This window comes from Methylobacterium sp. 285MFTsu5.1 (assembly GCF_000383455.1).
In the GTDB taxonomy this organism is placed as follows: Bacteria; Pseudomonadota; Alphaproteobacteria; order Rhizobiales; family Beijerinckiaceae; genus Methylobacterium.
This window is the reverse complement of sequence record NZ_KB911278.1, coordinates 105,914-130,464: the sequence shown is the minus strand read 5'-3', so window position 1 is coordinate 130,464 and position 24,551 is coordinate 105,914. Positions and strand designations below refer to the sequence as shown.

The 24,551-nt window shown below is 72.8% G+C and carries 20 protein-coding genes; 6 read left to right on the top strand and 14 right to left on the bottom strand.

The features are described 5' to 3' along the window. Positions 1-7 precede the first annotated feature (7 nt). The gene (gene mutS, locus H288_RS0115460; RefSeq protein WP_020093484.1) at positions 8-2,725 is read left to right on the top strand and encodes a DNA mismatch repair protein MutS; all 2,718 of its coding nucleotides are present in this window, start codon (positions 8-10) and stop codon (positions 2,723-2,725) included. Between the two features lie 40 nt (positions 2,726-2,765). Here the strand turns inward: mutS and H288_RS0115455 are convergent, their stop codons facing one another. Both H288_RS0115455 and H288_RS0115450 read right to left on the bottom strand, forming a co-directional pair. Beyond that, positions 2,766-3,203, bottom strand: coding sequence for a response regulator (locus H288_RS0115455; protein ID WP_020093483.1), 438 nt, complete (start codon positions 3,201-3,203; stop codon positions 2,766-2,768). A 57-nt stretch (positions 3,204-3,260) separates the two neighbouring features. After that, positions 3,261-4,337 carry a histidine kinase dimerization/phosphoacceptor domain -containing protein gene (locus H288_RS0115450; RefSeq protein ID WP_020093482.1) on the bottom strand — a complete coding sequence of 359 codons (1,077 nt, stop codon included), beginning with the start codon at positions 4,335-4,337 and terminating at the stop codon, positions 3,261-3,263. Positions 4,338-4,540: 203 nt separating this feature from the next. Here H288_RS0115450 and H288_RS0115445 point away from each other — a divergent pair, with 203 nt between their 5' ends. The 3 genes from H288_RS0115445 to H288_RS0115435 all read left to right on the top strand — a co-directional run bounded on the left by H288_RS0115445 (position 4,541) and on the right by H288_RS0115435 (position 7,632). Continuing rightward, entirely contained in the window at positions 4,541-5,926 is a 1,386-nt protein-coding gene (locus H288_RS0115445) for an AmpG family muropeptide MFS transporter (protein ID WP_020093481.1), read from the top strand. Positions 5,927-5,951: 25 nt separating this feature from the next. Continuing rightward, positions 5,952-6,890: an EcsC family protein gene (locus H288_RS0115440; protein WP_020093480.1), complete on the top strand. Its 939-nt coding sequence runs from the start codon at positions 5,952-5,954 to the stop codon at positions 6,888-6,890. A gap of 82 nt (positions 6,891-6,972) precedes the next feature. Further along, positions 6,973-7,632, top strand: coding sequence for an MgtC/SapB family protein (locus H288_RS0115435; protein ID WP_020093479.1), 660 nt, complete (start codon positions 6,973-6,975; stop codon positions 7,630-7,632). A 35-nt stretch (positions 7,633-7,667) separates the two neighbouring features. Here H288_RS0115435 and ilvA read toward each other — a convergent pair whose 3' ends face one another. The 5 genes from ilvA to H288_RS0115410 all read right to left on the bottom strand — a co-directional run bounded on the left by ilvA (position 7,668) and on the right by H288_RS0115410 (position 13,315). Then, on the bottom strand, positions 7,668-9,260 hold the full coding sequence (gene ilvA, locus H288_RS0115430; RefSeq protein ID WP_267965802.1) for a threonine ammonia-lyase, biosynthetic: 1,593 nt from the start codon (positions 9,258-9,260) through the stop codon (positions 7,668-7,670). 25 nt (positions 9,261-9,285) lie between these two features. Continuing rightward, the gene (locus tag H288_RS0115425; protein WP_020093477.1) at positions 9,286-9,633 is read right to left on the bottom strand and encodes a diacylglycerol kinase; all 348 of its coding nucleotides are present in this window, start codon (positions 9,631-9,633) and stop codon (positions 9,286-9,288) included. Beyond that, complete coding sequence (locus tag H288_RS0115420; protein ID WP_020093476.1) at positions 9,630-10,688, bottom strand: AbrB family transcriptional regulator; 1,059 nt, start codon at positions 10,686-10,688, stop codon at positions 9,630-9,632. The genes H288_RS0115425 and H288_RS0115420 overlap by 4 nt, the downstream gene beginning before the upstream one ends. A 110-nt stretch (positions 10,689-10,798) precedes the next feature. Next, entirely contained in the window at positions 10,799-12,289 is a 1,491-nt protein-coding gene (locus H288_RS0115415; protein ID WP_020093475.1) for an argininosuccinate lyase, read from the bottom strand. 90 nt (positions 12,290-12,379) lie between these two features. After that, positions 12,380-13,315 (bottom strand): LysR substrate-binding domain-containing protein, encoded by a 936-nt coding sequence (locus H288_RS0115410; protein WP_020093474.1) that lies wholly within the window; start codon positions 13,313-13,315, stop codon positions 12,380-12,382. Between the two features lie 136 nt (positions 13,316-13,451). Between H288_RS0115410 and H288_RS0115405 the strand changes: the two genes are divergently transcribed. Together H288_RS0115405 and H288_RS0115400 are read left to right on the top strand one after the other, a co-directional pair. Then, the gene (locus H288_RS0115405; protein WP_020093473.1) at positions 13,452-15,041 is read left to right on the top strand and encodes a catalase; all 1,590 of its coding nucleotides are present in this window, start codon (positions 13,452-13,454) and stop codon (positions 15,039-15,041) included. A gap of 85 nt (positions 15,042-15,126) precedes the next feature. Then, positions 15,127-15,603, top strand: a complete 477-nt coding sequence (locus tag H288_RS0115400; protein ID WP_020093472.1) for a cupin domain-containing protein — start codon at positions 15,127-15,129, stop codon at positions 15,601-15,603. On the opposite strand, the gene H288_RS0115395 is transcribed toward H288_RS0115400, so the two are convergent. The 7 genes from H288_RS0115395 to H288_RS0115365 form a co-directional block, all read right to left on the bottom strand. Beyond that, positions 15,555-16,799, bottom strand: a complete 1,245-nt coding sequence (locus H288_RS0115395) for an MFS transporter (protein ID WP_020093471.1) — start codon at positions 16,797-16,799, stop codon at positions 15,555-15,557. The two genes, H288_RS0115400 and H288_RS0115395, sit on opposite strands and share 49 nt — an antisense overlap. Continuing rightward, on the bottom strand, positions 16,796-18,427 hold the full coding sequence (gene lnt, locus H288_RS0115390) for an apolipoprotein N-acyltransferase (RefSeq protein ID WP_106735920.1): 1,632 nt from the start codon (positions 18,425-18,427) through the stop codon (positions 16,796-16,798). The genes H288_RS0115395 and lnt overlap by 4 nt, the downstream gene beginning before the upstream one ends. An 88-nt stretch (positions 18,428-18,515) precedes the next feature. Continuing rightward, the gene (locus H288_RS0115385; RefSeq protein ID WP_020093469.1) at positions 18,516-19,649 is read right to left on the bottom strand and encodes a hemolysin family protein; all 1,134 of its coding nucleotides are present in this window, start codon (positions 19,647-19,649) and stop codon (positions 18,516-18,518) included. A 36-nt stretch (positions 19,650-19,685) separates the two neighbouring features. Then, positions 19,686-20,165, bottom strand: a complete 480-nt coding sequence (gene ybeY, locus H288_RS0115380; protein WP_026604977.1) for an rRNA maturation RNase YbeY — start codon at positions 20,163-20,165, stop codon at positions 19,686-19,688. A 2-nt stretch (positions 20,166-20,167) separates the two neighbouring features. After that, entirely contained in the window at positions 20,168-21,184 is a 1,017-nt protein-coding gene (locus H288_RS0115375) for a PhoH family protein (RefSeq protein ID WP_244435166.1), read from the bottom strand. Between the two features lie 127 nt (positions 21,185-21,311). Then, a complete protein-coding gene (gene miaB / locus H288_RS0115370; protein ID WP_020093466.1) occupies positions 21,312-22,649 on the bottom strand; it encodes a tRNA (N6-isopentenyl adenosine(37)-C2)-methylthiotransferase MiaB in 1,338 nt (445 codons plus the stop codon). A gap of 155 nt (positions 22,650-22,804) precedes the next feature. Beyond that, entirely contained in the window at positions 22,805-24,541 is a 1,737-nt protein-coding gene (locus H288_RS0115365; RefSeq protein ID WP_026604976.1) for an L-lactate permease, read from the bottom strand. Between the last annotated feature and the right edge of the window lie 10 nt (positions 24,542-24,551).

Below are 24,551 nucleotides of genomic sequence, written 5' to 3'. Positions count from 1 at the left end.
AGGCGGCATGGCCAGAACCGCCGTCCGCCCCGCCGCCGACACGACGCCCACGCCCGGCCTGGACCCGGCCGGCGCGACGCCGATGATGGCGCAGTACATCGAGATCAAGGCCGCCAATCCGGACTGCCTGCTGTTCTACCGGATGGGCGACTTCTACGAGCTGTTCTTCGAGGACGCCGAGATCGCGTCCCGGGCCCTCGGCATCGTCCTGACGAAGCGCGGCAAGCACGCGGGCGGCGAGATCCCGATGTGCGGCGTGCCGGTCGACCGGTCCGACGACTATCTCAACCGCCTCATCGCCCTCGGCCACCGCGTGGCGGTGTGCGAGCAGACAGAGGATCCGGCCGAGGCCAAGAAGCGCGGGCCGAAATCCGTGGTCCGCCGCGAGGTCGTGCGGCTCGTCACCCCCGGCACGATCACCGAGGACCGGCTCCTCGACCCGGCCCGCGCCAACCTCCTCCTGGCCATCGGCCGCCGGAAGACGGGGGAGGGGGCGGTCGCCTACGGCCTCGCCGCGGTGGACATCTCCACGGGCCGCTTCTCCCTCAGCGAGGTCGCGGGCGGCGACTTGTCCGGCGCCATCGCGCGGCACGACCCGCGGGAGATCGTCCTGTCGGAGGCGATCCACGCCGATCCGGCCCTCGCGCGCCTGTGGCAGGAGAGCCGCGCCGCCGTCGTGCCCCTCGCGCAGGCCGAGCTCGAGCCCGCGGCCGCCGAGCGGCGCCTGCGCGAGCAGTTTGGGGTCTCGACCCTGGAGGGGTTCGGCCAGTTCACCCGGGCCGAGATCGCGGCCGCCGGGGCGGCGCTGCTCTACATCGCCCGGACGCAGCTCGCGGCCCGTCCGCCCCTGGCGGTCCCGACCCGCGAGGATGGCGGCGCCACCCTGGCGATCGACGCGGCGACGCGGGCCAATCTCGAACTCACCCGCACCCTGTCGGGCGAGCGCGCCGGGAGCCTCCTCGCCACGATCGACCGGACCGTGACGGCGAACGGGGCGCGGCTGCTCGCTGAGCACCTCGCGGGCCCGCTCACCCATCTCGACGCCATCGCCCGGCGGCACGCCGCGGTGGCGTACCTGGTGGACGACGCGCGCCTGCGCGGCTTCCTGCGCGACGCCCTGGCCCGCGCGCCCGACCTCGCCCGGGCCCTCTCGCGGACCGGGCTCGGTCGCGCGGGTCCTCGGGACCTCGCGGCGATCCGCGACGGCCTCGCGGTCGCGGCGGATCTCGGCGCGCGCCTCGCCGCCATGCACGGCCTCCCGGCGGAACTCGCCCGGCTGGCCGAGCATCTGGCCGAGGCCGACCGGGCGCTCATCGCGACTCTGGCGGCGGCGCTCGCCGACGAGCTGCCCCTGAGCCGGCGCGACGGCGGATTCGTCCGCACGGGCTACCACCCGGAGATCGACGAGGCGCGGACCCTCGGACAGGATTCCCGCAAGGTGATCGCGGCCCTTCAGGCGCGCTACGCCGAGCAGACCGGCTGCCGGACCCTGCGGATCAAGCACAACAATCTGCTGGGCTACTTCATCGAGGTCCCGCAATCCGTCGGCGAGGCCTGCCTGAAGGGCCTGCAGAGCGAGTTCGTCCATCGCCAGACCATGGTGGACGCGATGCGCTTCACCAGCGTCGAGCTGGGCGAGCTCGAATCGAAGATCTCGGGCGCCTCCGACCGGGCCCTGGCCCTGGAGGCCGCCGTCTTCGACGACCTCGCGGCCCGCGTGCTGGCCCAGGCCGAGCCCGTCGCCGAGGTGGCCGAGGCGCTGGCCGGGCTCGACGTGGCGGCGAGCCACGCGGAACTCGCCGTCGAGCTCGACTGGCGGCGTCCCGTGGTCGACGACTCGCTCAGCTTCGTCGTGGTCGGCGGCCGCCACCCGGTGGTCGAGGCGGCCCTGCACCGGGCCGGCGAGCCGTTCATCGCCAACGACTGCGACCTGTCCGGCGACACGCGCGGCCGGATCCGCCTGATCACCGGCCCGAACATGGGCGGCAAGTCGACCTTCCTGCGCCAGAACGCGCTGATCGCGGTGCTCGCCCAGATCGGCGCCTTCGTGCCGGCCGCAGAGGCGCGGATCGGCCGGGTCGACCGGCTGTTCTCCCGCGTCGGCGCCGCCGACGATCTCGCCCGGGGGCAATCGACCTTCATGGTCGAGATGGTCGAGACCGCGGCGATCCTCAACCAGGCAACCCGGCGCTCCCTGGTGATCCTGGACGAGATCGGCCGCGGCACCGCGACCTTCGACGGCCTGTCGATCGCCTGGGCCTGCCTGGAGCACCTCCACGAGGTGAATGCCTGCCGGGCGCTGTTCGCCACGCATTTCCACGAGCTGACGGCGCTGGGCGACCGGCTGGCGCGGCTGGAGAACGCCACCCTGAAGGTGGCCGAGCACCGGGACGGCGTCGTGTTCCTGCACGAGGTCGTGCCGGGCGTCGCCGAGCGCAGCTACGGGCTGCAGGTGGCACGGCTCGCCGGCCTCCCGGGCAGCGTCGTGACCCGGGCCGGCGCGATCCTCAAGAGCCTGGAGAAGGCCGAGCGCGGCCGCCCGGCCCGCGCCCGGATCGACGACCTGCCGCTCTTCGCGGCCCTCGCGCCGCCCCCGCCGCCGGAACCGCCGCCGGAGGATCCGCTGGGCGCGCTGCTCGACGGGATCGACCCGGACGCGCTGACCCCGCGCGAGGCGCTGGACGCGCTCTACCGGCTGAAGCGCGAGCGCGCGGCGCGGGGCTGAGACCCGTGGGCCGCGCGCCGGGGGCCTGACCCGAAGAACCTCAGACGGGCGCGGGCGAGAACCCGTCCGGGCAGGCCGGCCCGTCGCGGCCGGCCCGGCGATCGGCCACGTAGTCCAGGGTGCTGGCGACGACGCGCTCGGAATAGGGCTTGGCGATCACCCCGATCGCGCCGGCGAAATCGGCCGGGATGCGCTTGGCGTTCGCGGTCATGAACACCACGGTGGTGCGCCGGTCGGCCGAGAGCGCCCGGGCCACGTCGATGCCGGTCGGGCCGTCGACGAGGTGGATGTCGACGAGGGCGACGTCGGGCGCCGTGGACCGGCCCATCGCGATGGCCTCCGTCGCGTTGCCGGCGACGCCGACGGTGACGTGCCCGAGATCGTCCAGCAGGCATTCCAGCTCGAGGGCGATCAGGGCCTCGTCCTCCACCACGAGGATGCGGAGCGCGGCGTCCGCGGCGGCGTTCCCGGTCCCCATGCGCTCTTCGTCCTCCGGCCCCGCGGCCGACGAGCTTGATGCCTCCACGTCGATTTCTCAAGCCGGCTGCAGGAGCGGGATGTCGATCTCGACGGTCGTGCCCGGGCCGGCATCCGCCCAGGCGATGGTCCCGCGCATCTGCCGGACCACCATCTCCACGAGATTGCGCCCGAACCCCGCCGGGTTCGGGGCCGCCGCGGCGACGCCGACGCCGTCGTCGCGGATCGTCATGTGCATCCCGCCATCGGTGCGGCGGGCGACGATCGACACGCGCCCCTCGCGCTCGCCCGGAAAGGCGTGGCGCAGGGCGTTGGCCGTCAGTTCGTGGATCATCAGCGCGAGAGGCGCCGCCATCGCGGCGGCCACCGCGATCGGCTCGACGTCGGCCTCCACCCGGCGCCGCTCCGGGTCCAGGCCGGCATTCATGTCGGCCAGGAACTCGGCCGCGAAGTCGCCGAGGTTGAAGTGCGTGCAGTCGCCCTCGGAGTAGAGCATCCGGTGCGCCGTCGAGAGGGCGCCGATCCGCTCGGCCATGCCCTGGAGCGCGTCGCGCGCCTCGCCCTCGGGCGTGCGCCGGGCCTTCAGCAGCATCAGCGACGAGATCACCTGGAGATTGTTCTTCACCCGGTGATCGACCTCGTGGAGGAGGGCGGTCTTCTGCTCCAGCGCCGATGTCAGGTCCTGGGTCCGCGCCGCGACGAGGCGCTCCAGTTCGTCGTTGGTGCCGCGCATCGACACTTCCATCTGGTGGACATGGGTCATGTCCGCCTGGGCGGCGTAGAAGTAGGCGAGCCCCTCGGCGTCGCGCACCGGCGTGATGGTCATCGCGTTCCAGAACGACGTCCCGTCCTTGCGATAGTTGAGCAGCTCCACCGAGATCGCCTCGGCGGACTCGACGGCCGCGCGGATCCGCTGGATCGTCGACCGGTCCGTGGCCGGCCCCTGCAGCATGCGGCAGTTGCGCCCGACGATCTCGTCGGCGGCGTAGCCGGTGGCGCTCAGGAAGGCGTCGTTCGCCCAGGCGATCGGGTTGTCGGGCGCGCGGGCATCGGTGATGACCATCGGCGACGGACTCGACGCGAACGCGTCGACGAGCGTCGCGAGGGGCGGACCGGTCTCGGATCGGGCACTCAACGCGTCATTCCACAGTCAGGCGGTGCCCCCGTTCGTCCGGCGGCGCCACCATCGCGCTCCGACCGCGGGACGTGGACACCGCGTTAAGCAAGCTTCTACCAAGATTGGGGCGCAAGACAGCAGGATCCAGCGGAGACAGGTGCGGCGTAAGGCTGCCACGATTTCGCGGGATCAAGGCCACGAACGCTCAGGAGTTCCATGCCATGGCGAACCAGCCACAGGCGACGCGTCGCTTCCGGCTCCGCGACATCGTCGAGGATCGGCGGATCGCGCTCATGCTGGCACTCGGATTCTCGTCCGGACTGCCGCTGCTCCTGGTGCTGGGGACGTTCACGCTCCGCCTCGCCTTCTCGGACATCGACGTCCGGGCGATCGGCCTGTTCAGCTACGTGGCGCTGCCCTACTCGCTGAAGTTTCTCTGGGCGCCCGCGATCGACCGCCTGAACGTGCCGGTGCTGAGCGCCCGGCTCGGGCGCCGCCGCGCCTGGATGGTGACGACGCAGGCCGCGGTCGCCCTGTGCCTGATCCTGATGGCCTTCTCGGACCCGAAGACCAACCTCGCGCTCCTCGGGCTCGGGGCCTTCCTGGTGGCGTTCTGCGCGGCCAGCCAGGACGTCGTGATCGACGGTTGGCGCATCGACGCCGCCGGCAGCGACTTCCAGGGCATCCTGGCGGCGACCTCGAACCTCGGCTACCGCCTCGGCCTGATCAGCGCCGGCGCCGGCGCGCTGTTCATCGCCTCCGCGGGGGGCTGGACGCTGGCCTACCTGATCATGGCCGCCCTCATGCTGGTCGGGATGATCGCCGCCCTGCTGGCCCCGGCCTTCGACAGACCGCGCGCGGCCCCCGCCGAGACGCTAGGCCGGTCCCGGTTCTGGTCGATGCGCCGCGCCATCCTGGAGCCGCTGACCGAGCTGCACGGCCGGTTCGGCGGCGCGCTCTGGGGCATCCTCCTGCTCGTGGCCCTGTTCCGGCTGCCCGACTTCCTGTCCGGCGTCATGGCGAGCCCGCTCTACCGGACGCTGGGCTTCGACCTGAAGGAGATCGCCACCGTCACCAAGCTCTACGGCATCTGGGTCGGCATCGCGGGCGGCTTCGCGGGCGGCTGGGCGCTGGCCCGGTTCGGCCTGTTCCCGACGCTGCTGCTGGGCGCCTTCCTGGCCGCCGCCTCCCACCTCGCCTTCGCGTGGCTGGCGGCCGGCGCGCCCGAGATCTGGCGCCTGACCGTGGCCATCTCGATCGAGAACTTCTGCGGCTCCTTCGCGGGGATCGTGCTGATCGCCTACATGTCGAGCCTCACCAGCCCGGCCTACGCGGCGACGCAGTACGCGCTGTTCTCCTCGCTCTACGCGCTGCCGGGCAAGCTGATCGCGGGCTCGTCGGGCTTCGTGGTCGCGGCGATCGGCTACCCGGCCTTCTTCGTCATGACCTCCCTTGTGGGAATCCCCGTCCTCGTGCTCTGCCTCGCGGTCGGGCGCCGGAGCGGTCGGGTGGAGGCCGCGGCCCCGGCGCGGGACGCCCAGGAGCCGGGGAACCGCATCCCGGGGCCCGAGCTTCCTACCACGGCGCGCGCCCCCGGGGCCGCGTGAGCGGGACAGATCCAGGGATCGACGGATGAGCACGAGCGACCTCACCCGCGCCGGCGAGACGCTGCCGGCCGAGACGCCAGAGATAGCGCTGAGCGACGCGGATCTCGCCGCCCTGCGCCGCGCCGTGCAGGTGCTGGAGCGTCCGAGCCTCGCGGCGCGGCTCTCCGCGGCGGCCGGCGCGCCCCTCGACATCATCGGCAGATCGCTGCCGACCCCGGTCACCGAGGCCGTCAGCCGCAGCACCGAGGTGGCCATGCGGGGCGCGCTGCGCGTCGCGCTGGCGACGCTGCCGCGCAAGGAACTCGTCCCCGCCGAGGGCGAGGGTCTCGGCGGCGTGGCCGCGAAGGCCGAGAGCCGTCTCACGCGGCTGCTCGGCTCGGGCGACGCCAAGCACAAGGCGATGGCGGCGCTCTCGGGCGCGGTCGGCGGCGCGTTCGGCCTCGCGACGCTGGCGGTCGAGCTGCCGGTCTCGACCACGCTGATGCTGCGCTCGATCGCCGAGATCGCCCGGGAGGAGGGGGAGGATCTCGAGACCCCCGAGGGCGCGCTCGCCTGCGTGCAGGTCTTCGCCCTCGGCGGCCGGGCCATGGCGGAGACCGAGGCGGGCTCGGCGCTCACCGAGAGCGGCTACTTCGCGGTCCGCGCCGCGCTGGCCAAGACCCTGTCGGAGGCGGCGCGCTACGCCGGGAGCAAGACGCTCCTCGACCAGTCGGCGCCGGCGCTGATCCGCTTCACCGCGCAGATCGCCGCGCGCTTCGGCCTCGTGGCCTCCCAGAAGGTCGCCGCCCAGGCGGTGCCGATCCTCGGCGCCTTCGGCGGGGCGGCGGTCAACACCGCCTTCATGAACCACTTCCAGTCGACCGCGCGGGCGCATTTCACCGTGCGCCGCCTGGAGCGCGCCTACGGGGCCGCCGCCGTGCGGGCCGCCTACGAGGTCGAGAAGGCGGCCCTCGGGATCGCTTGATCCGCCCACGCTAAAGCCGCAAGGATCCGCGCGATCCGCGCGGGGCGGAGGCACGGAGGCGGCTCTGATCGGCAACGGCGAGATGGTGGCCCGGCTGGCACTGGCGGCCCTGTTCGGCAGCGTGGTAGGCCTGGAGCGCGAGCGCCTGCTCTGGGCGGCCGGCCTGCGGACCCACATGCTGGTCTGCGTCGGCTCCTGCCTGATCATGCTGGTCTCGGCCTTCGGCTTCGCCGACGTGCTGGGCGCCGAGCACGTCGTCCTCGACCCGTCCCGTATCGCCGCGCAGGTCGTCTCCGGCATCGGCTTCCTCGGCGCGGGGACGATCCTGCTGCGCGGCGAGGTGGTGAAGGGCCTCACCACGGCCGCGAGCCTCTGGGGCGTGGCGGCGATCGGGCTGGCGATCGGCAGCGGCCTCTACGTGCCGGCGCTCGCCGCGACGGCACTGATCGTCGGCATCCTGGCCGGCGTGAAGCCCTTCGAGGAGCGCTGGCGCGACCGGATGCGCGCCCAGACGCTGCGGCTGACCGCCAAGCGCGGCACCATGTCGATCGACACCCTCCAGGCGGCGACCGGCGAGCGTGCCTCGCGCGTCCGGACCTTCACGGTCCATCCGGGGCCCGACCCGGACCTCGACGAGGTCACCGTCACCTTCGTGCGCCTGTCGCGCACGAGCTTCGAGACCATCGCGGCGAAGCTGCGGGCGATGCCGGACGTCACCTCCGTCGACGTGGCGGAGAGCTGACGGCGGGTGACGCGGGGGCGTGCCGCCGCCGGGGCTCAGAGCGTCCCGGCGCCCTCGCCGTCGAGGAACAGGCGGTAGGCCGGGTTCTCGGTCTCGTCGGTGGCCGGGTAGCCGAGCGCCTCGATGACGGCGTCGAAGCGGGCGCGCTCGGCCGGCGGCACCGCGATCCCGGCGAGCACCCGGCCGTAATCGGCCCCGTGGTTGCGGTAGTGGAACAGCGTGATGTCGAAGTCCGGGCCCAGCGCTTCGAGGAACTTCATCAGCGCGCCCGGCCGCTCCGGGAACTGGAAGCGGAACAGGCGCTCGTGCGCCACCCCCACGGCCCGGCCGCCGACCATGTAGCGGACATGGACCTTGGCCATCTCGTTGTCGCTCATGTCGAGGACGCGGTAGCCGGCGTCGCGCAGGGAGCCGATCAGCGCCTGCTTCTCGCGCTTGCCGCCGCCGACGTTGATGCCCACGAAGATCTGCGCCTCGGAGCCCGGGGCGTGGCGGTAGTTGAACTCGGTGACGGCGCGCGGGCCGAGGGCCTGGATGAAGGCGCGATAGGCGCCCGGACGTTCCGGGATGGTCACGCCGATCAGGACCTCGCGCTGCTCGCCGATCTCGGCGCGCTCGGCGATGTGGCGCAGGCGGTCGAAGTTCAGGTTCGCCCCCGACGAGATGGCGATCAGCGTGCCGTCGCCGCCCTCGCGCTCGGCGTACATCTTGGCGCCGGCGAGGCTCAGCGCCCCGGAGGGCTCGGACACCGCGCGGGTGTCGTCGAAGATGTCTTTGACCGCGGCGCACATAGCGTCGGTGTCCACGGTGATGACCTCGTCGAGATGCTCGCGGCAGAGCCGGAAGGTCTCCTCGCCGGCCTGCCGCACGGCGACACCGTCGGCGAACAGGCCGACGCTCGGCAGGCTGACCCGGGTGTCAGCCGCGAGCGCGGCGGCCATGCAGGCGGCGTCCTCGGGCTCGACGCCGATCACCTTGGTGCCGGGCCTCAGGTACTTCACGAAGGTGGCGATCCCGGCGGCCAGCCCGCCGCCGCCCACCGGCACGAAGATCGCCTCGATCGGGCCGGTATGCTGCTCCAGGATCTCCTTGCCGATGGTGCCCTGGCCGGCGATCACGTCCGGATCGTCGAAGGGGTGCAGGAAGGTCAGGCCCTGCTCGTCCTCGAGGATCTTGGCCTGCGCCAGGGCCTCGTCGAAGGCGTCGCCGTGCAGCACGACCTCGGCCCCGCGCGCCCGGCAGGCATCGACCTTGATCGAGGGGGTGGTGCGCGGCATCACGATCACGGCCCGCGCGCCGAGCTTGGCGGCGGCGAGGGCGACGCCCTGGGCGTGGTTGCCCGCCGAGGCGCAGACGACGCCGCGGGCGATCTGGTCGGGGTGCAGGCCCGACATCTTGTTGTAGGCGCCGCGCAGCTTGAACGAGAAGACCGGCTGGAGATCCTCGCGCTTGAGCAGAACCGCCCGGCCGAGCCGCTGCGTCAGGCGCGGCATCGGATCGAGGGGGCTCTCGATCGCGACGTCGTAGACGCGGGCGGTGAGGATCTTGCGGATGTAGTCCGTCACGGTGTGCAGTCTCGGCCGATGCGCGGGGCGATGCCGGCCAGATAGACCCTCCGGCCCGCGGATGCGAGCGCGCCCCGCGCGCGGCAGGTCAGCCGAGACGGTCCACCAGCGCCGCCACCCAGACGAGCAGCGCCGCCATCTGCGCCATGAAGGTGCCGGCGGAGGCGAGGTCCTTCACGGTCCCGATCATCGGGTGATGGCCCGGATGGACGTGGTCGCAGAGCTTCTCGACGGCGGTGTTCAGGAACTCCGCGGCCAGCATCAGCAGCAGGCTGACCATCAGGGCGACGCGCACCCAGAGCGTCGCGCCGAGGAACAGCGCGACCGGGATCCCGAGCGCCAGGAGCACGAGTTCCTGGCGCACGGCCCGCTCGGTGCGCGCGCCGTGGCGCAGGCCGCGCCAGGAATTGAGGAAGGCGAGGACCAAGGCGTTCATCGGATGGCGGCCTCCGGCACGGACCGGCTGATCCACTTGGCGAGCAGCGGGCCGGTGAGCAGCACCACGAACAGGCGCAGGGTCTGGACGGCCAGCACGAAGGAGACGTCCGCCTTCGAGCCGACCGCGATGATCGCCACCGAGTCGAGGCCGCCGGGGCTCGTGGCGAGGATGGCGGTCAGCAGGTCGATGGGCAGCAGGAGGGTCAGCCCCCAGCCCCACGCCGCGCAGAGGGCGATGACCGAGAAGGTCGCCGCCAGGATGCCCGGCAGGGCGGTGACGGTCAGGCGCAGCGTCTCGCGGGTGAAGCGCAGGCCCACGTAGATGCCGATGCAGGCGTAGGCGAGTTCGAGGAGCGGCACCGGCAGCGCCATCCGGACGAGCCCGGTGGCGTGGAGCAGGCTGCCCAGCACCATCGGCCCGATCTGCGCGCCGGCCGGAACCCGCAGGGCGAGCGCCGCGCCCGCGCCGACGACGGCGACCGCCAGCGTCGCCAGCAGCGAGAGCGGACCGGTGACCTCGCCGGCGCCGGCCGACGCCCCCGGGACCGGGGCCTCCATCAGGAAGCGGGCGGCCAGCGAGGCCGAGAACACCACGGCGGCGACGCGCACGTACTGCATGAAGGCGACGAGGCGCGGATCGGCGCCGAAATCCTCGGCCATCGCCACCATGGCGGAGGCGCCGCCGGGGGACGAGCCCCAGGCCGCGGTGGTCCCGGGGAGCACGCGCAGGCGGGTCAGGATCCAGCCGACGAGGCCGCTGACCGCGACGGTGACCAGCACGACCGCGACGATGAGCGGCCCGTCCTCCATCAGGGTCTGGGCGATCTGCCCGGTGACGGCGTGCGCGACGAGGCAGCCGATCGCCGCCTGGGAGGCCTGGAACGCGGGCCGCGGGACGCGCAGGCGCGAGCCGCCGACGCCGAAGGCGATGGCCGCGATCATCGGCCCGAGCAGCAGCGCGGCCGGGAACTGCGCCTGCATCAGGCCGTATGACACGGCCGCCGACGCGGCGGCGAGGGCGGCCCAGAGGCCGAGGGTGCGGAGAGGGGGCAAGGCGACCGATCGGGAGAGGCCCGCTTCAGCCGGCAGGCGTCAGGCGCGCGCTATACCGCAATATTGGCCCTGTCACGGCAGAGTTTCGGCACGGCGCCCCCGCGCGGAACTCAGGGCTCGCGCGTGAGGGCCGCGAAGGCGGCGTCGAGGCGCGCCCGGGCGTCGGCCAGGCCCTTGCGGCGGGCGTCGAGCCAGTCGCGGTCGGTCCGCAGCCGCGTCTGCGCGGCGCCCAGCATCCGCCGGACCTCCGCGGGCTGCGGGCCGCCGAGCCCCTTCGCGGCGTCGATCATGCCGCGGGCCGACAGCGCCGCCCGGAAGCGGGCCTCGTCGAGGGGCAGGTCCGGCTTCAGCCCCGACCCCGCCGCGGCCTCGGCGTAGATGCGCCGCACCTCCGGGAATGGCAGGTCGGCCGGGCGCAGGTCGTGGCTGCGGCCGTAGCTCACGAGCTCGGACGCGAAGTGGTGGCCGAGCCGGAACGGCACGTCGGCCTCGCGCTGGAGCGTGTCGGCGAGCTCGGTGGTGGTGGAGTAGTCCGCCGCGACCTCGTCGGCGGCGCGCGCCCGGTCCACGACCAGCCCGTCGAGGACGCGCGTCCAGCGCCGGCACATCTCGGCGGCCTCGGCCAGGGTCCGCCCCGGCGGCTCGGCTTGGTTGCGCTTGTAGTCCGGCATGCCGGAATCGACGTTGTGCGCCATGATGACGAAGGCCTGGGCGGCCCCCACGACGTCGCTGGCCTTCATGCGCAGGCTGTAGAGCGCGACGGGGTTGCGCTTCTGCGGCATGATGCTGCTCGGCCCGGTGAGCGCGCCCTCCCGCAGCAGGATCCAGGGCCGGGTCTGTTGGTACTGCGCGTAGAGATCCTGCGCGAAGCTGCCGGCCGTGGTGGCGAGGTTCGCCGCGAGCCCGGTCAGCTCGAGCCCCATGTCCATGGGCGCGAGTTGGCCGGAATCGTAGCTGTTCTCCACCGGCGCGTCGAAGCCGAGCAGCGCCGCCAGCCTCTCGCGATCCACCGGGAAGCTCGACGTGCCGAGGGCGGCCGCGCCCAGGGGCGACAGGTTCAGCCGCGCCCAGCTCTCCCGGAGGCGGTCCGCGTCGCGGGCGAGGACGGATGCGTAGCCCAGGTAGACGTGGCCGAGCGTCGTCGGCTGGGCCTGCACCCCGTTGGTGTAGGCCGGGACGATCGTGTCGGCCTCGCGCTCGGCCACTGCCAGCAGGGCCGCCCGGGTCTCGTCGAGCGCCTTGGCCAGGTTCAGGAGACGGTCGCGCTGCTCGAGCTTCAGCACCGTCGGGATGATGTCCTGGCGGCTGCGCCCGGAATGCATCCGCGTGGCGTCGGCCCCCGCGATGGCGGTGATCAGCGGCTCGATCCGCAGGTAATCGTCCGGCCGCTCGGCGCCCGGCTTGGCGGCGTCGGCGGCGACCTGGTCGAGGGCGCGGGCGACGGTCGCGCCCAGCGCCCGCGGCACGATGCCGGTCTCCACCGTCATCACCAGGGAGGCGCGGTTGATCTGGTCGATCCGGGCGAAGCTGTCCTTCGGCTCGGCGCGCGCGCCCGCGGGGATCAGCAGCGCCAGTACGGCCCAGACCATCGTGCGCCGCATCGAGCCGCTCCCTGTCGTCACCCGTCCTGATAGACCGGTTGCGGCTCCTCTTCCTATTCACAACCGCTCAAGGTGGGCGTCCGCGGCGGCTCAGGCGACGGCCTCGCCGTCGCGGCAGGCGGCCGTGCCCGCTGGCGCGTGCGCCCGGAAGAAGGCGGCCAGGCTCGCGAGGCCGGCGGCCCGCGGATCGCTCGCGCGCCAAACCAGCGCGATGGTCCGCCCGGGCCCGTCGACGTCGAAGGCGCGGGTGACCGTCAGGCCGCTAGGATCGGGGCTCGCCGGCACCGCCAGGGCCGGGAGCAGCGTGTATCCGGCGCCCGCCGCCACCATCGAGCGGAGCGTCTCCAGGCTGGTCGCGTGGCGGCCGACCGAGGAGCCGGCGCCGCAGGCCGCGATCGTCTGGTCGCGCAGGCAGTTGCCCTCGTCGAGGAGCAGCAGGTCCGGCCCCGCGATCTCGTTGGCGGAGAGCGCGCCGCCCCGGGCGAGGGTGTGCTCGGCCGGGCAGGCGAGCCAGAACGGCTCGACGAACAGCGGCGAGACCGCGAGCCCGTGCGACGGCAGCGGCAGCGAGACCAGGGCCGCGTCGATGCGGCCGTCGCGCAGACCCTCGACGATGTCGGCCGTGCGCGATTCGGACAGCGAGAGCATCAGCAGCGGGTACTGCTCGCGCAGGGGCCGCAGCACCAGCGGGAAGAAGTAGGGGCCGAGCGTCTGGATCGCCGCCAGCACGAGACGCCCGGTGAGCGGCGAGCCGCGCCCCTCGCTGGCCAGCGCCAGGAGCCGCTGCGCCTCCGCCAGGACGACCCGCGCCTGCCGGACGATGGCCTGGCCCGCCTCGGTGAGCAGGATCCGCCGGTTCGAGCGCTCGAAGAAAGTCAGGCCGAGCGCGGTTTCCAGCTTACGGACCTGCACGCTCAGCGTCGGCTGGCTGACGTTGCAGCGCTCGGCAGCCCGGCCGAAATGCCCCTCGTCGGCGACGGCGACGACGTATTCGAGATCGCGGAGCGAGAGGCCGGCCAGATTCATAGGCTGCGTCTATCAGAACCTTTGTGACGATGCATTTGCCTCGGGGTCACGCCCCGGTCATAACCCTTCACCAGAACGGTTCCAGGCTGACTCCGCTGTCCACCGAGAGCCTTCGCAGTACGGAGAGACGGTACGCATGAGCGATCAACGCCCGATCCTGACCACCCGCCAGGGCCATCCGGTCCGCGACAACCAGAGCACCCGCACGGTCGGTGAGCGGGGCCCGGCCACGCTCGAGAACTACCAGTTCATCGAGAAGATCACCCACTTCGACCGCGAGCGGATCCCGGAGCGCGTCGTCCACGCCCGCGGCGCCGGCGCCCACGGCTGGTTCGAGGCCTACGGCAAGATCGGCGATGAGCCGGCCTCCAAGTACACCCGCGCCCGCGTGCTGAACGAGACCGGCGTGAAGACGCCGATGTTCGTGCGCTTCTCGACGGTCGCCGGCGCCAAGGAGAGCCCGGAGACCGAGCGCGACCCGCGCGGGTTCGCGGTCAAGTTCAAGACCGTCGACGGCAATTGGGACCTCGTGGGCAACAACCTCAAGGTCTTCTTCATCCGCGACGCGATCAAGTTCCCCGACATGATCCACGCGTTCAAGCCGGACCCGGTGACGAACCGGCAGGAGGCGTGGCGCTTCTTCGACTTCGTGGCCCAGCACCCCGAGTCGATCCACATGGTGACGCACCTGAAGTCGCCCTGGGGCATCCCGGCCAATTACCGCGAGATGGAAGGCTCGGGCGTCAACACCTACAAGCTGGTCAACGACCAGGGTGAGGCGGTGCTCTGCAAGTTCCACTGGGAGCCGAAGCAGGGCGTGCGCAACCTGACCTCGCAGCAGGCCTCCGAGATCCAGGCCAAGGATGTCGGCCACGCGACCCGTGACCTGTACGACAACATCAAGGCCGGGAATTTCCCCGAGTGGGAATTCTGCGTCCAGATCATGCCGGACGGCCCGAACGACCACCTGTCGTTCGACCCGCTGGACGACACGAAGCTGTGGCCGGTCGACCAGTTCCCGCTGCTGCCGGTGGGCCGCATGGTGCTCGATCGCGTGCCGGACAACTTCTTCGCCGAGGTCGAGCAGTCCGCCTTCGGCACCGGCGTGCTGGTCGACGGCATCGACTTCTCGGACGACAAGATGCTGCAGGGGCGGACGCTGTCCTACTCGGACACGCAGCGCTACCGCGTCGGCGCCAACTACCTCCAGCTGCCAATCAACGCGCCGCAGCCCGGCGTGAAGGTCTACTCGAACCAGCGCGACGGTCAGATGGCCTACACGGTCGACGGCACCGGCCCGAACAAGCACATCAACTACGAGCCGTCGACGCTGGCCGAGGGCCTGCGCGAGGCGCCGAAGCCCGCCAAGGACTACCACCAGCCGGTGGAGGGCCGCCTCGGCCGCTACCAGACCTCGCGGACCGAGGACGACTACACCCAGGCCGGCGTCCGGTACCGCTCGTTCCAGGATTGGGAGCGCGACGACCTGATCGCCAACCTCGTGGCCGACATGAAGCAGTGCCCCGAGCCGATCCAGCTGCGGATGGTCTGGCACTTCTGGCATGCCGACGAGGATTACGGCCGCCGCGTCGCCGAGGGCGCCGGGATCGATCTGGAGAAGGCCAAGGCCCTGCCGCCGCTGCCGGGCCGCGCCGCGCCGGGCAAGCGCCTGCAGTCCGAGACCCTGACCGACGGCTCGCAGGCGCACCGGGTCGCCGCCGAGTAAGCCTCGCGCGCGCGCTCATCGACACAGCCCCGCGCGGTCACCCGGCCGCGCGGGGTTCTCGTTTGCGGAACGGACGGGGGCGAAGATGGCGAGTGTCGTGCACCGCGGGCCCGGCCCGAACGCCGTCATCGGCGGCATGCGGGTCTCCTATCTCGCGCGCAGCGACGAGACGGCCGACGGCCTCGGCATCTACCGCGTCGCGATGGATCCCCGGACGCCGGGCGCGGGACTGCATCGCCACGCCCGACTGACCGAGACCTTCTCGATCGAGGCGGGCCGGCTCGCGCTCCACGTCGACGGTGCCGACCACGACCTCGGACCCGGCGACTTCGCGCTGATCCCGCCCGGCGTCGCGCACGCCTTCGCCAATCGCGGCGACCGCCCGGTGCGCTTCACGCTGAGCTTCGCGCCGGCGCTCGGCCGCGAAGGCTTCTTCGAGGGTCTGGCCCGCCTCGCCGCGGAGGGACGGCTCGACGACGACGCCGCGATGACCGACCTGATGGCCCGCTACGATCAGGAACCGCTGGCCGGGTTCGCCGGCTGGAGTTCGGTCAGCGGCTGAGCGTCCGGATCCCGCGGCTCGGGTTCGGCCGCGCTGACCTTCCGGTCGCGTCCGGCGGCGAGCCCGATCAGGATCGCCGCGACGGTGATGCCGACGAACAGGGCGCCCGGCACGGCCCAGCCGCCGGTCGCCTCGTGGGCGAGACCGAAGACCAGCGGCCCCAGCGCGGCGCAGGTGTAGCCGATGCCCTGCGCCATGGCCGAGAGGCCGGCGGCGCTCGCCGCGTCCGCGGCGCGCAGCACGATCAGGGTCAGGCCCAGCCCGAAGCAGCCGCCGATTCCGAAGCCCAGCGCGCAGGCGGCGGGGATCCGCAGGGACTCCGCCCCGAAGGCGAGGACCACGAAGGCGGCGGCCGTCAGGCCGGGTATCACGACGATCCAGGCGCGCTGGTCGCGGGCGCGGGCCGCCAGCATGGCAACGAGCAGGGCGCCCGGCGCCTGCACCAGCGTCGCCAGCGAGGCGTAGAGCCCGGCATTCAGCGGCGTCAGCCCGCGGCCCTGCAGCAGCAGCGGCAGCCAGCCGAACAGGATGTAGGCGAGCGAGGATTGCAGGCCCATGAAGCCCGTCACCCACCACGCGAGCGGGTTGCGGAGCAGCCGCCCGGCCGAGGGCGCGGCGGTCGAGGCGGTCCGGCGGGCGAACGGGATCCACACGAAGGCCGCCACCAGCGCGGGCAGCGACCAGATCGCCAGGGCGGAGGGCCAGCCGCCCCCGAGGGCGTGCTCCACCGGCACCGAGGCCCCGGCGCCCGCGGCCGCGCCGAGGCACAGGGTCATCGTGTAGAGGCCCGTCATCAGGCCGCCGTTGCCGGCGAAATCGCGCTTCACCAGCGCCGGCAGCAGGACGTTGTCGAGCCCGATCCCGATGGCCGCGAGCGCCGTGCCGGCGAAGAGCGGCACGAGGCCGCCGAGACCGCGGAGCGTCAGGCCGGCGACGAGGATGGTCGAGCCGGCGAGCACGGCGAGGTCGGGCCCGATCCGGCGGATCAGCGGCGCGGCCAGCGCGCAGGCGATGCCGAGGCACAGGACCGGCAGCGTCGTGAGGATGGCGGCGCCGCCGGCGCCGAGCCCCGTGCCGTCCCGGATCGTCGCCAGGAGGGGGCCGACCGTGCTCAGCGCCGGGCGCAGGTTGAACGCGACCAGCATCAGCGCGAGGCCGAGCAGGAACCGGTTGGCGGTCGCCCGGTCCGCGCTCACGGCCGCCGCCGCGCGATCACGGCTCCGCCCAGGCAGGCGGCCAGCATCAGCGCGAAGGCGGCGTCGCCGAACTGACCGTAGAGCGTGCCGCCGACGATGCGGGCGGGCAGGTCGGCGTCGAGCCAGGTCTCGGTGTCGAGCGCGGTGCGGGCGACGACGCGGCCGTGCGGGTCGATCACCGCGGAGATCCCGGTATTGGCGTCGCGCACGAGCGGCAGACCCTCCTCGACGGCGCGCAGGCGCGCCTGGGCGAGGTGCTGGCGCGGCCCCGGCGTGTCGCCGAACCACGCGTCGTTGGTGACGTTCAGGATCAGCCCCGGCGGCTGCGGGGACGGCGCGGCGTGCCCGGCGGGCAGGATCGCGCCCGGGAAGATCGCCTCGTAGCAGATGGTCGCCGCGACCGGCGGCAGGCCCGGCACCGTCAGGATCCGCTGCCCGGCGAGCGTCCCGGCCGAGAACCCGCCGGGGATCGCCACGAACTGGCGCAGCCCCACGGTCCGCAGGGCGGCGTCGAGGGGCGCGGGGAGGTACTCCCCGAACGGGACGAGGTGGACCTTATCGTAGCTGTCGGAGATCCGGCCGTCCGGGCCGATCACCAGGACGGCGTTGTAGAAGCGCAGGCGCTCGCCCGGCAGCGGCTCCTCGGCGCGCGCCGCCCCGGTGATCAGGTGCTGCCCGGGCTTGAGGCCGGCCGCCACCTTGGCCAGGGCGTCGGGGTCGCGCTGGATCAGGAACGGGAAGGCCGATTCCGGCCAGACGATGTGGGTCGGTTCCGGCGCACCGGCCTCCGTCGGGCGCTGGCTCAGCTCGATGTAGCGGTCGACGATGTCGGCCCGGTTCTCGGGCCTGAACTTGGCGTCCTGGGGCAGGTTGGGCTGGACGAGCCGCAGCCGGACACCCGCGACCACCGGGTCGGGCGGACCGAGCCGCTCGGCCCCGTAGAGCGCCAGGCCGGCGAGCACGATCGCGGCGGCGACGCTCGGCCCGAACCGGGCGCGCGGATTCGCGCCGCTGGCGAGCGTCGCGGGCGCCGCGCAGACCAGCGCGGCCAGGATGCCCAGGCCGTAGAGCCCGATCGCCGCCGCCCCCTGCATCAGCCAGAGGTTCTGGGCCAGCGCCATCCCGAGGGTGTTCCAGGGGAATCCCGTGAACAGGTGGCCGCGCAGCCAGTCGGCCGCGCCGAGCCCGAAGGCCAGGGCGGCGATCCGCGCCGCGCCCCGCCCCCAGAGCAGGCCCGCGGCGCCGAAACCGGCGCCGTAGAACAGGCCGAGGACGAAGGGCAGGCCGATCACGCCCAGCGGCAGGGCCCAGAGGAACTCGTCGGCCTCGACCAGGAAGGCCTGGCCCAGCCACCAGAGACCGGCGGTGAGGTAGCCGAAGCCCCAGGCCCAGCCGATGAGGAAGCAGGGCGCGAATCTCCGGACCGTCGTCCGACCGGCCGCAGCCCCGTCCTGCAGCCAGACCGCGACCGTCAGGGAGACCGCGAGCGCCGGCAGGAGCCCGTAGGGCGGCATGGCCAGCGCGCCCAGGGCGCCGGCGAGCCACGCCAACCCGAGCCGGCGCCAGCCGGTCAGGCGCGCGATCGCCAGCACCGCGCCGGGGACGCGCGCCCGCTCCGGATCGGACATGGGACCCGGGATCGGCCCGCGCATCGGTGCGCCGGCCGCCGCGGGCGACCGGGCGAAACCGTCCACCAGACCCGTCACGCCGCGACCGTCACGGGTGCGGCGTCTCGGCGACCGGGGCGTTCGCGGGCGGCGGCAGGGCGAGCGGCACGACGTTGCCGATGCGCGCCGCGCCCTTGTGGAACCGGAGCCGCTTCAGGCGGCGCGGATCGGCGTCGAGCACCTCGAACTCGAGGTCCCCGGGGCCGGCGATCAGCTCGCCGCGCGACGGGACGCGGCCCGCCAGCGTCACGATCATGCCGCCCAGCGTGTCGATCTCCTCGGCCATCTCGCCGACGGCCGCGACGAGGTCGACGCCCGTCACTTCGGAGACCTCGGCCAGCGGCGTGCGCGCGTCGGCCACGAAGACCTCGCCCTCGCCCTCGACGCGCTGGACGTACTTGTCCTCGGCAACGTCGTGCTCGTCCTCGATGTCGCCGACCACGACCTCGATCAGATCCTCGATGGAGATCAGCCCGTCGGTGCCGCCGTACTCGTCGATGACCAGCGCCATGTGGGTGCGGGTCGCCTGCATCCGCACCAGCAGGTCGATCGCCGGCATGGAGGGCGGCACGAACAGGACCGGCCGCTGGATGCGCGCCGCCGCCAGCGTGGTCGTCAGGTCGACTTTGCCGAGGTCCAGGCCGCGCGGCAGGCGCGACGCCGGCCGGCGCGGGCGCGGCGCGGCCGGCGCGTCCGCCGCGCCGTCGGCCGCGACCTCGGCGGGCTTCGAGACGGCGGGCGCGCTGCGGCGGGCCGGCTCGGCCTTGGCGGCGATGTGGTCGACGAGGTCGCGGATGTGGACCATGCCGCGGGGATCGTCGAGGGTCTCGCCGTAGACCGGCAGCCGGGAATGGCCGGCCGTGCGGAACAGCTTGAGCAACTCGCCGAGGCTCGTGTCGTTCGAGACGGCGACGATGTCGGCCCGGGGGACCATCACGTCGTCGACGCGCACCTTGTGCAGGCCGAGGACGTTCTTGAGCATGACGCGCTCGAGTGGGGTGAGGCCGCTCTCGCCGGCGTCCGGCTCCGCCAGCGCCTCCTCAAGACCCTCGCGCAGCGAATCGCGCGGCTTGAGATGGAGCGCCTGGAGCAGGCGGTCGTACCAGGGCTCCCGGTGCTGGGACTCGCCCTCGGTGGAACTGGGCGCGGCCAGGGCCGCGCCGCGACTTCGATCGTTGCTCATGTCTCTCGGGTCTGGGGTCGCTCGGACGTCGCGCGCTCAGGCATAGGGATCCGGGATGCCGAGGGTCGCGAGTGCCGCGACCTCGAGGGCTTCCATGGCATCGGCCTCGGCCTCGCCGATCTCGTGGTCCTGACCGAGACAATGCAGGGTGCCATGGACGAGGAGGTGGGCGAGGTGATTCTGGAGCGGCTTCGACTGCTCCGCACTCTCGCGCACCAGGGTCTCGTACGCAAGGACCACGTCGCCGAGGGGCGCGGCGGTCCCGGCATGCCGCGGCTGCGGGGCGGCCGGGAAGGACAGGACGTTGGTGGGCTTGTCCTTGCCGCGCCAGGTCCTGTTGAGTTCCCGGACGGCGGCGTCGTCGGTCAGCAGGACGCTGACCTCGACGGGACCGTCCGGCCTCTCGGGGGCGACGGCGAGCCCGGCCTCGACGGCGCGGGTGACGAGGGCCTCGAGGTCCGGAACCGCCGTCTCCCAGCGCGCGTCCTCGACGGCGAGGTCGATCTCGTGGGGCATGGTCACGCCAGGGGCCGGCGGCGGGGATTCGGGTTGCGGTCGGCCTCCGCGCTGCCGTGGGCGGCGCGCTCGTAGGCGGTCACGATCCGGCGGACGAGGTCGTGGCGGACCACGTCGACGTCCTTGAACCGCACGTGCCCGATCCCCTCGACGTCCTCCAGCACGCTGACCGCTTCCACGAGGCCGGATTTCTGGCCCGGCGGCAGGTCGATCTGGCTCGGATCGCCGGTGATGATCATGCGCGAGCCCTCGCCCAGGCGGGTGAGGAACATCTTCATCTGCATGGAGGTGGTGTTCTGCGCCTCGTCGAGCAGCACCACCGCGTTGGTGAGGGTTCGGCCGCGCATGAAGGCGAGCGGCGCGATCTCGATCTGGCCGGTCTGGAGGCCGCGATCGACGTGGCGGGCCTCCATGAAGTCGTACAGGGCGTCGTAGATCGGGCGGAGGTAGGGATCGACCTTCTCGCGCATGTCGCCCGGCAGGAAGCCCAGGCGCTCGCCGGCCTCGACCGCGGGCCTGGACAGGATCAGCCGCTCGGCATGGCCCTGCTCCAGGAGCGACACGGCGTGGCCGACGGCGAGCCAGGTCTTGCCGGTCCCGGCCGGGCCCTCGGCGAAGACCAGCTCGTTGGTGCGCAGGAGCTTGATGTAGGCGTCCTGCGCCGGGTTGCGCGCCCGCACGGCCCCGCGCTTGCGGGTGGCGATCTGCTCGAAATGCGGCCTGTCGGCCTCGGCCGCGATGACCTCGGCCGGGAACAGGGTCGCCTGCGCGGTGGCCTCGCGGATGGCGCCGTCCACGTCGCCGAGGGTCAGCGTGCTGCCGCCGGTCCGCACCCGGGCGTAGAGCTTCTGGAACACCCGCCGCGCCGTCTCGGCGGCGTCGGCCGGTCCCTTGATGACGAGGTGGTTGCCGAGCGCGGTGGCGGTGACCTCCAGCCGGCGCTCGATATGGGCGACGTTCTGGTCGTACTGGCCGAAGACGAGGCTCGCGAGGCGGTTGTCGTCGAAGGTCAGCGGCACCTCGACCGCCTCGTCCGATCCGGCCGGCCGCGCCGCCGGGCCGCGCCCCTTGAGCGCGCCGCGCGCGCCCGCACCGTCCGACGCGCTCAAGCCGCCATCCTCGCCATCATCCCGACCGCTCCGCTCCTCACGCCGCCGCAGCCGCGGAGACGAGTTCCCCGAACAAGCTGTTGGACCCTGCCTCGGTGATCCGCACGGGCACGACCTGTCCGATATGGTGAGGCGCGGCGTCGAACTGGACGGCCAGCAGGTGCGGCGTCTTGCCCGCGACCTGACCGGGGTGCCGCCCGGGCTTCTCGACCAGAACGTCGAAGACCCGGCCGACGGCCGCCCGCTGATAGGCGTGGCGCTGGCCGTCGAGGAGCGCCTGCAGCTCGGCGAGCCGGGCCGCCATCACGGCCTCCGGCACCTGATCGGTGCGGTCGGCGGCCGGCGTGCCGGGGCGCGGGCTGTACTTGAACGAGAAGGCGCTCTCGAAGCCGACGTCGCGCACGAGCCGCAGGGTCTCGGCGAAGTCCGCGTCGGTCTCGCCGGGGAAGCCGACGATGAAGTCGGAGGACAGGGCGATGTCGGGCCGCGCCGCGCGGATCCGGTCCATCAGCCGGCGGTACTGGTCGCCGGTGTGCTTGCGGTTCATCGCGGCGAGGATCCGGTCGGAGCCCGACTGCACCGGGAGGTGCAGGTAGGGCATCAGGGCCGGCACCTCGGCGTGCGCCCGGATCAGGGCGTCGTCGAAGTCGTTCGGGTGGCTCGTCGTGTAGCGGATCCGCGCGATGCCGGGGATCTTCGCCACCGCGCGCACCAGGTCGGCGAGGCCCGCGGGCGCGCCGTCGGGGCCGTCGCCGTGATAGGCGTTGACGTTCTGGCCGATCAGCGTGATCTCGCGGACGCCCCCGTCGGCGAGCTTCTCGGCCTCGGCGAGCACCGCCGCCACGGAGCGCGAGACCTCCGCGCCCCGCGTGTAGGGCACCACGCAGAAGGCGCAGAACTTGTCGCAGCCCTCCTGAACGGTGAGGAAGGCCGACGAACCCAGCGTCCGCCGGCGGGGCAGGTGGTCGAACTTGTCCTCGACCGGGAACTCGGTGTCGACGACGCGGCGCTCGCGGGAGCGCGCCAGCAGGTCCGGCAGCCGGTGATAGCTCTGCGGGCCGACGACCACGTCGACGGCGGGCTGGCGCGCCTGGATCTCGGCGCCCTCGGCCTGGGCGACGCAGCCCGCGACCACGATGCGCGTGTCGAGGCCCTGCGCCTTCCGCTCACCCTTGAGCACGCGCAGGCGGCCGAGTTCGGAATAGACCTTCTCGGCGGCCTTCTCGCGGATGTGGCAGGTGTTGAGGACGACGACGTCCGCGTCCTCGACCGTGTCGGTCGCCGTGTAGCCCTCGGCGCCGAGGACGTCGGCCATGCGGGCCGCGTCGTAGGCGTTCATCTGGCAACCGTAGGATTTGACGAAAGCCTTCTTCAACGCGCGCCGTCCCGAACCGTCCGATGATCCTTGCACCCGCCCCGCGGGGCCCGGCACGCGGCCTGTAGCACGGATCGCGGGGGCCGTCGCGGCGCCCGAAACGCGACCGGCCGCCCGAGGGCGGCCGGTCAGAGGCTGTCGCGGTCGAACCGGCCTCAGTGGGCGGCCGGCGCCGCCGCGGGCAGGTCGATGACCATCTGCTGGAAGAACGGCACGTAGGCCTGCAGCATCACGAACAGCCCGACGAGGCAGGCCAGCGCGATCGAGTGCCAGAACACGAAGCGCAGGATCTTGCCTTCCTGGCCGAAATAGCCGGTGGCCGTGGAGGCGACGACGATCGACTGGGCGTCGACCATCTTGCCCATCACGCCGCCCGACGAGTTCGCCGCCGCCATCAGCACGCCCGAGAGGCCGAGCTGCTCGGAGGTGATCCGCTGCAGGCCGCCGAACAGGACGTTCGAGGCCGTGTCGGAACCTGTGAGCGCCACGCCGAGCCAGCCGAGCAGCGTCCCGAAGAACGGGTACAGGATGCCGGTGCCCGCGAAGGCCAGCCCGAGCGTGGCGTCGACGCCCGCGTAGCGGGTGAGGACGCCGAGCGCGAGCATCGCCGCGATGGTGATGAGCGAGTAGCGCAGGGCCCAGATGGTCTCGAAGTAGGCGGTGACGAGGCGCAGCGGCGAGAACCGCATGATCAGGCCGGAGATGATCGCCGCGATCAGCACGCCGGTGCCGGTGTACGACATGTAGGTGAACAGGAAGACCGCGCCCTCCGGCACCGGCTTGGCCACCACCGGCGGCACCTTCATGATCACGTTGTGCAGGCCCGGCACCTCGTATTTCCAGGTGAAGAGCGGGTTGACGATGCCCTTGAACCAGCCGGTCCCCCAGACGGCCACGACGATCGACAGGATGATCCACGGCACCCAGGCCATCAGGATCTCGCCCTGCGAGGCGGTGCGGGCGCCGGTATGGACCGGGGGCGTGCCGGGCACGCCGGCGCCGAGCGCCACGGGCCGCGGACCGGCGACGGCGAGCGACGGATCGTGGCCGCGCAGGGCCGGCGACGACCAGATCTCCTTGGGCTGCCAGACCTTCAGGAACAGCACCAGCGCGAGCATCGAGGCGAGCGAGGCGCCGATATCGACGATCCACGGGTTGACGTAGTTCGAGATCAGGAACTGCGCGACCGCGAAGGAGGCGCCGCAGACCAGGATCGGCGGCCACACCCGGATCATGCCGCGGAAGCCCGCGAACACCCAGATCAGCCAGAACGGCACGATCAGCGAGAACAGCGGCAGCTGCCGGCCGATCATCGCGCCGAGGATCTCGGGCGGGTAGCCGGTGACCGAGGCGAGGCCCTGGATCGGCGCGCCGAGCGCCCCGAAGGCCACCGGCGCGGTGTTGGCGATCAGCGACAGGCCGGACGCGGCGAGCGGCGAGAAGCCGAGGCCGATCAGGATCGCGCCCGTGACGGCGACCGGCGTGCCGAAGCCGCCCGCGCCCTCGAAGAAGGCGCCGAACGCGAAGGCCACCAGGAGCAGCTGGAGGCGTCGGTCCGCGGTGATGCCCGCCACCGACTGTTGCAGGATCGCGAACCAGCCCTTCTCCACCGTGAGCCGGTAGAGGAAGATGACGTTGAGGATGATCCAGCCGATCGGGAAGAAGCCCGTGACCATCCCGAGGATGGCGGCGCGGGTGGCGAGATCGGTCGGCATGCCGAAGCCGACGATGGCCACCAGCATGGCGAGGCCGAGGGCGATGACCGCCGCGATATGGGCCTTCACGCGCCCGCTGGCGATCATGGCGAGCAGTGCGATGACCGGCACTGAAGCGGCGAGCGTCGAGAGCCACGGGCTCCCGAACGGGTCGTAAACCTGGTTCCAGGTTTGCACCGGGCGTCCT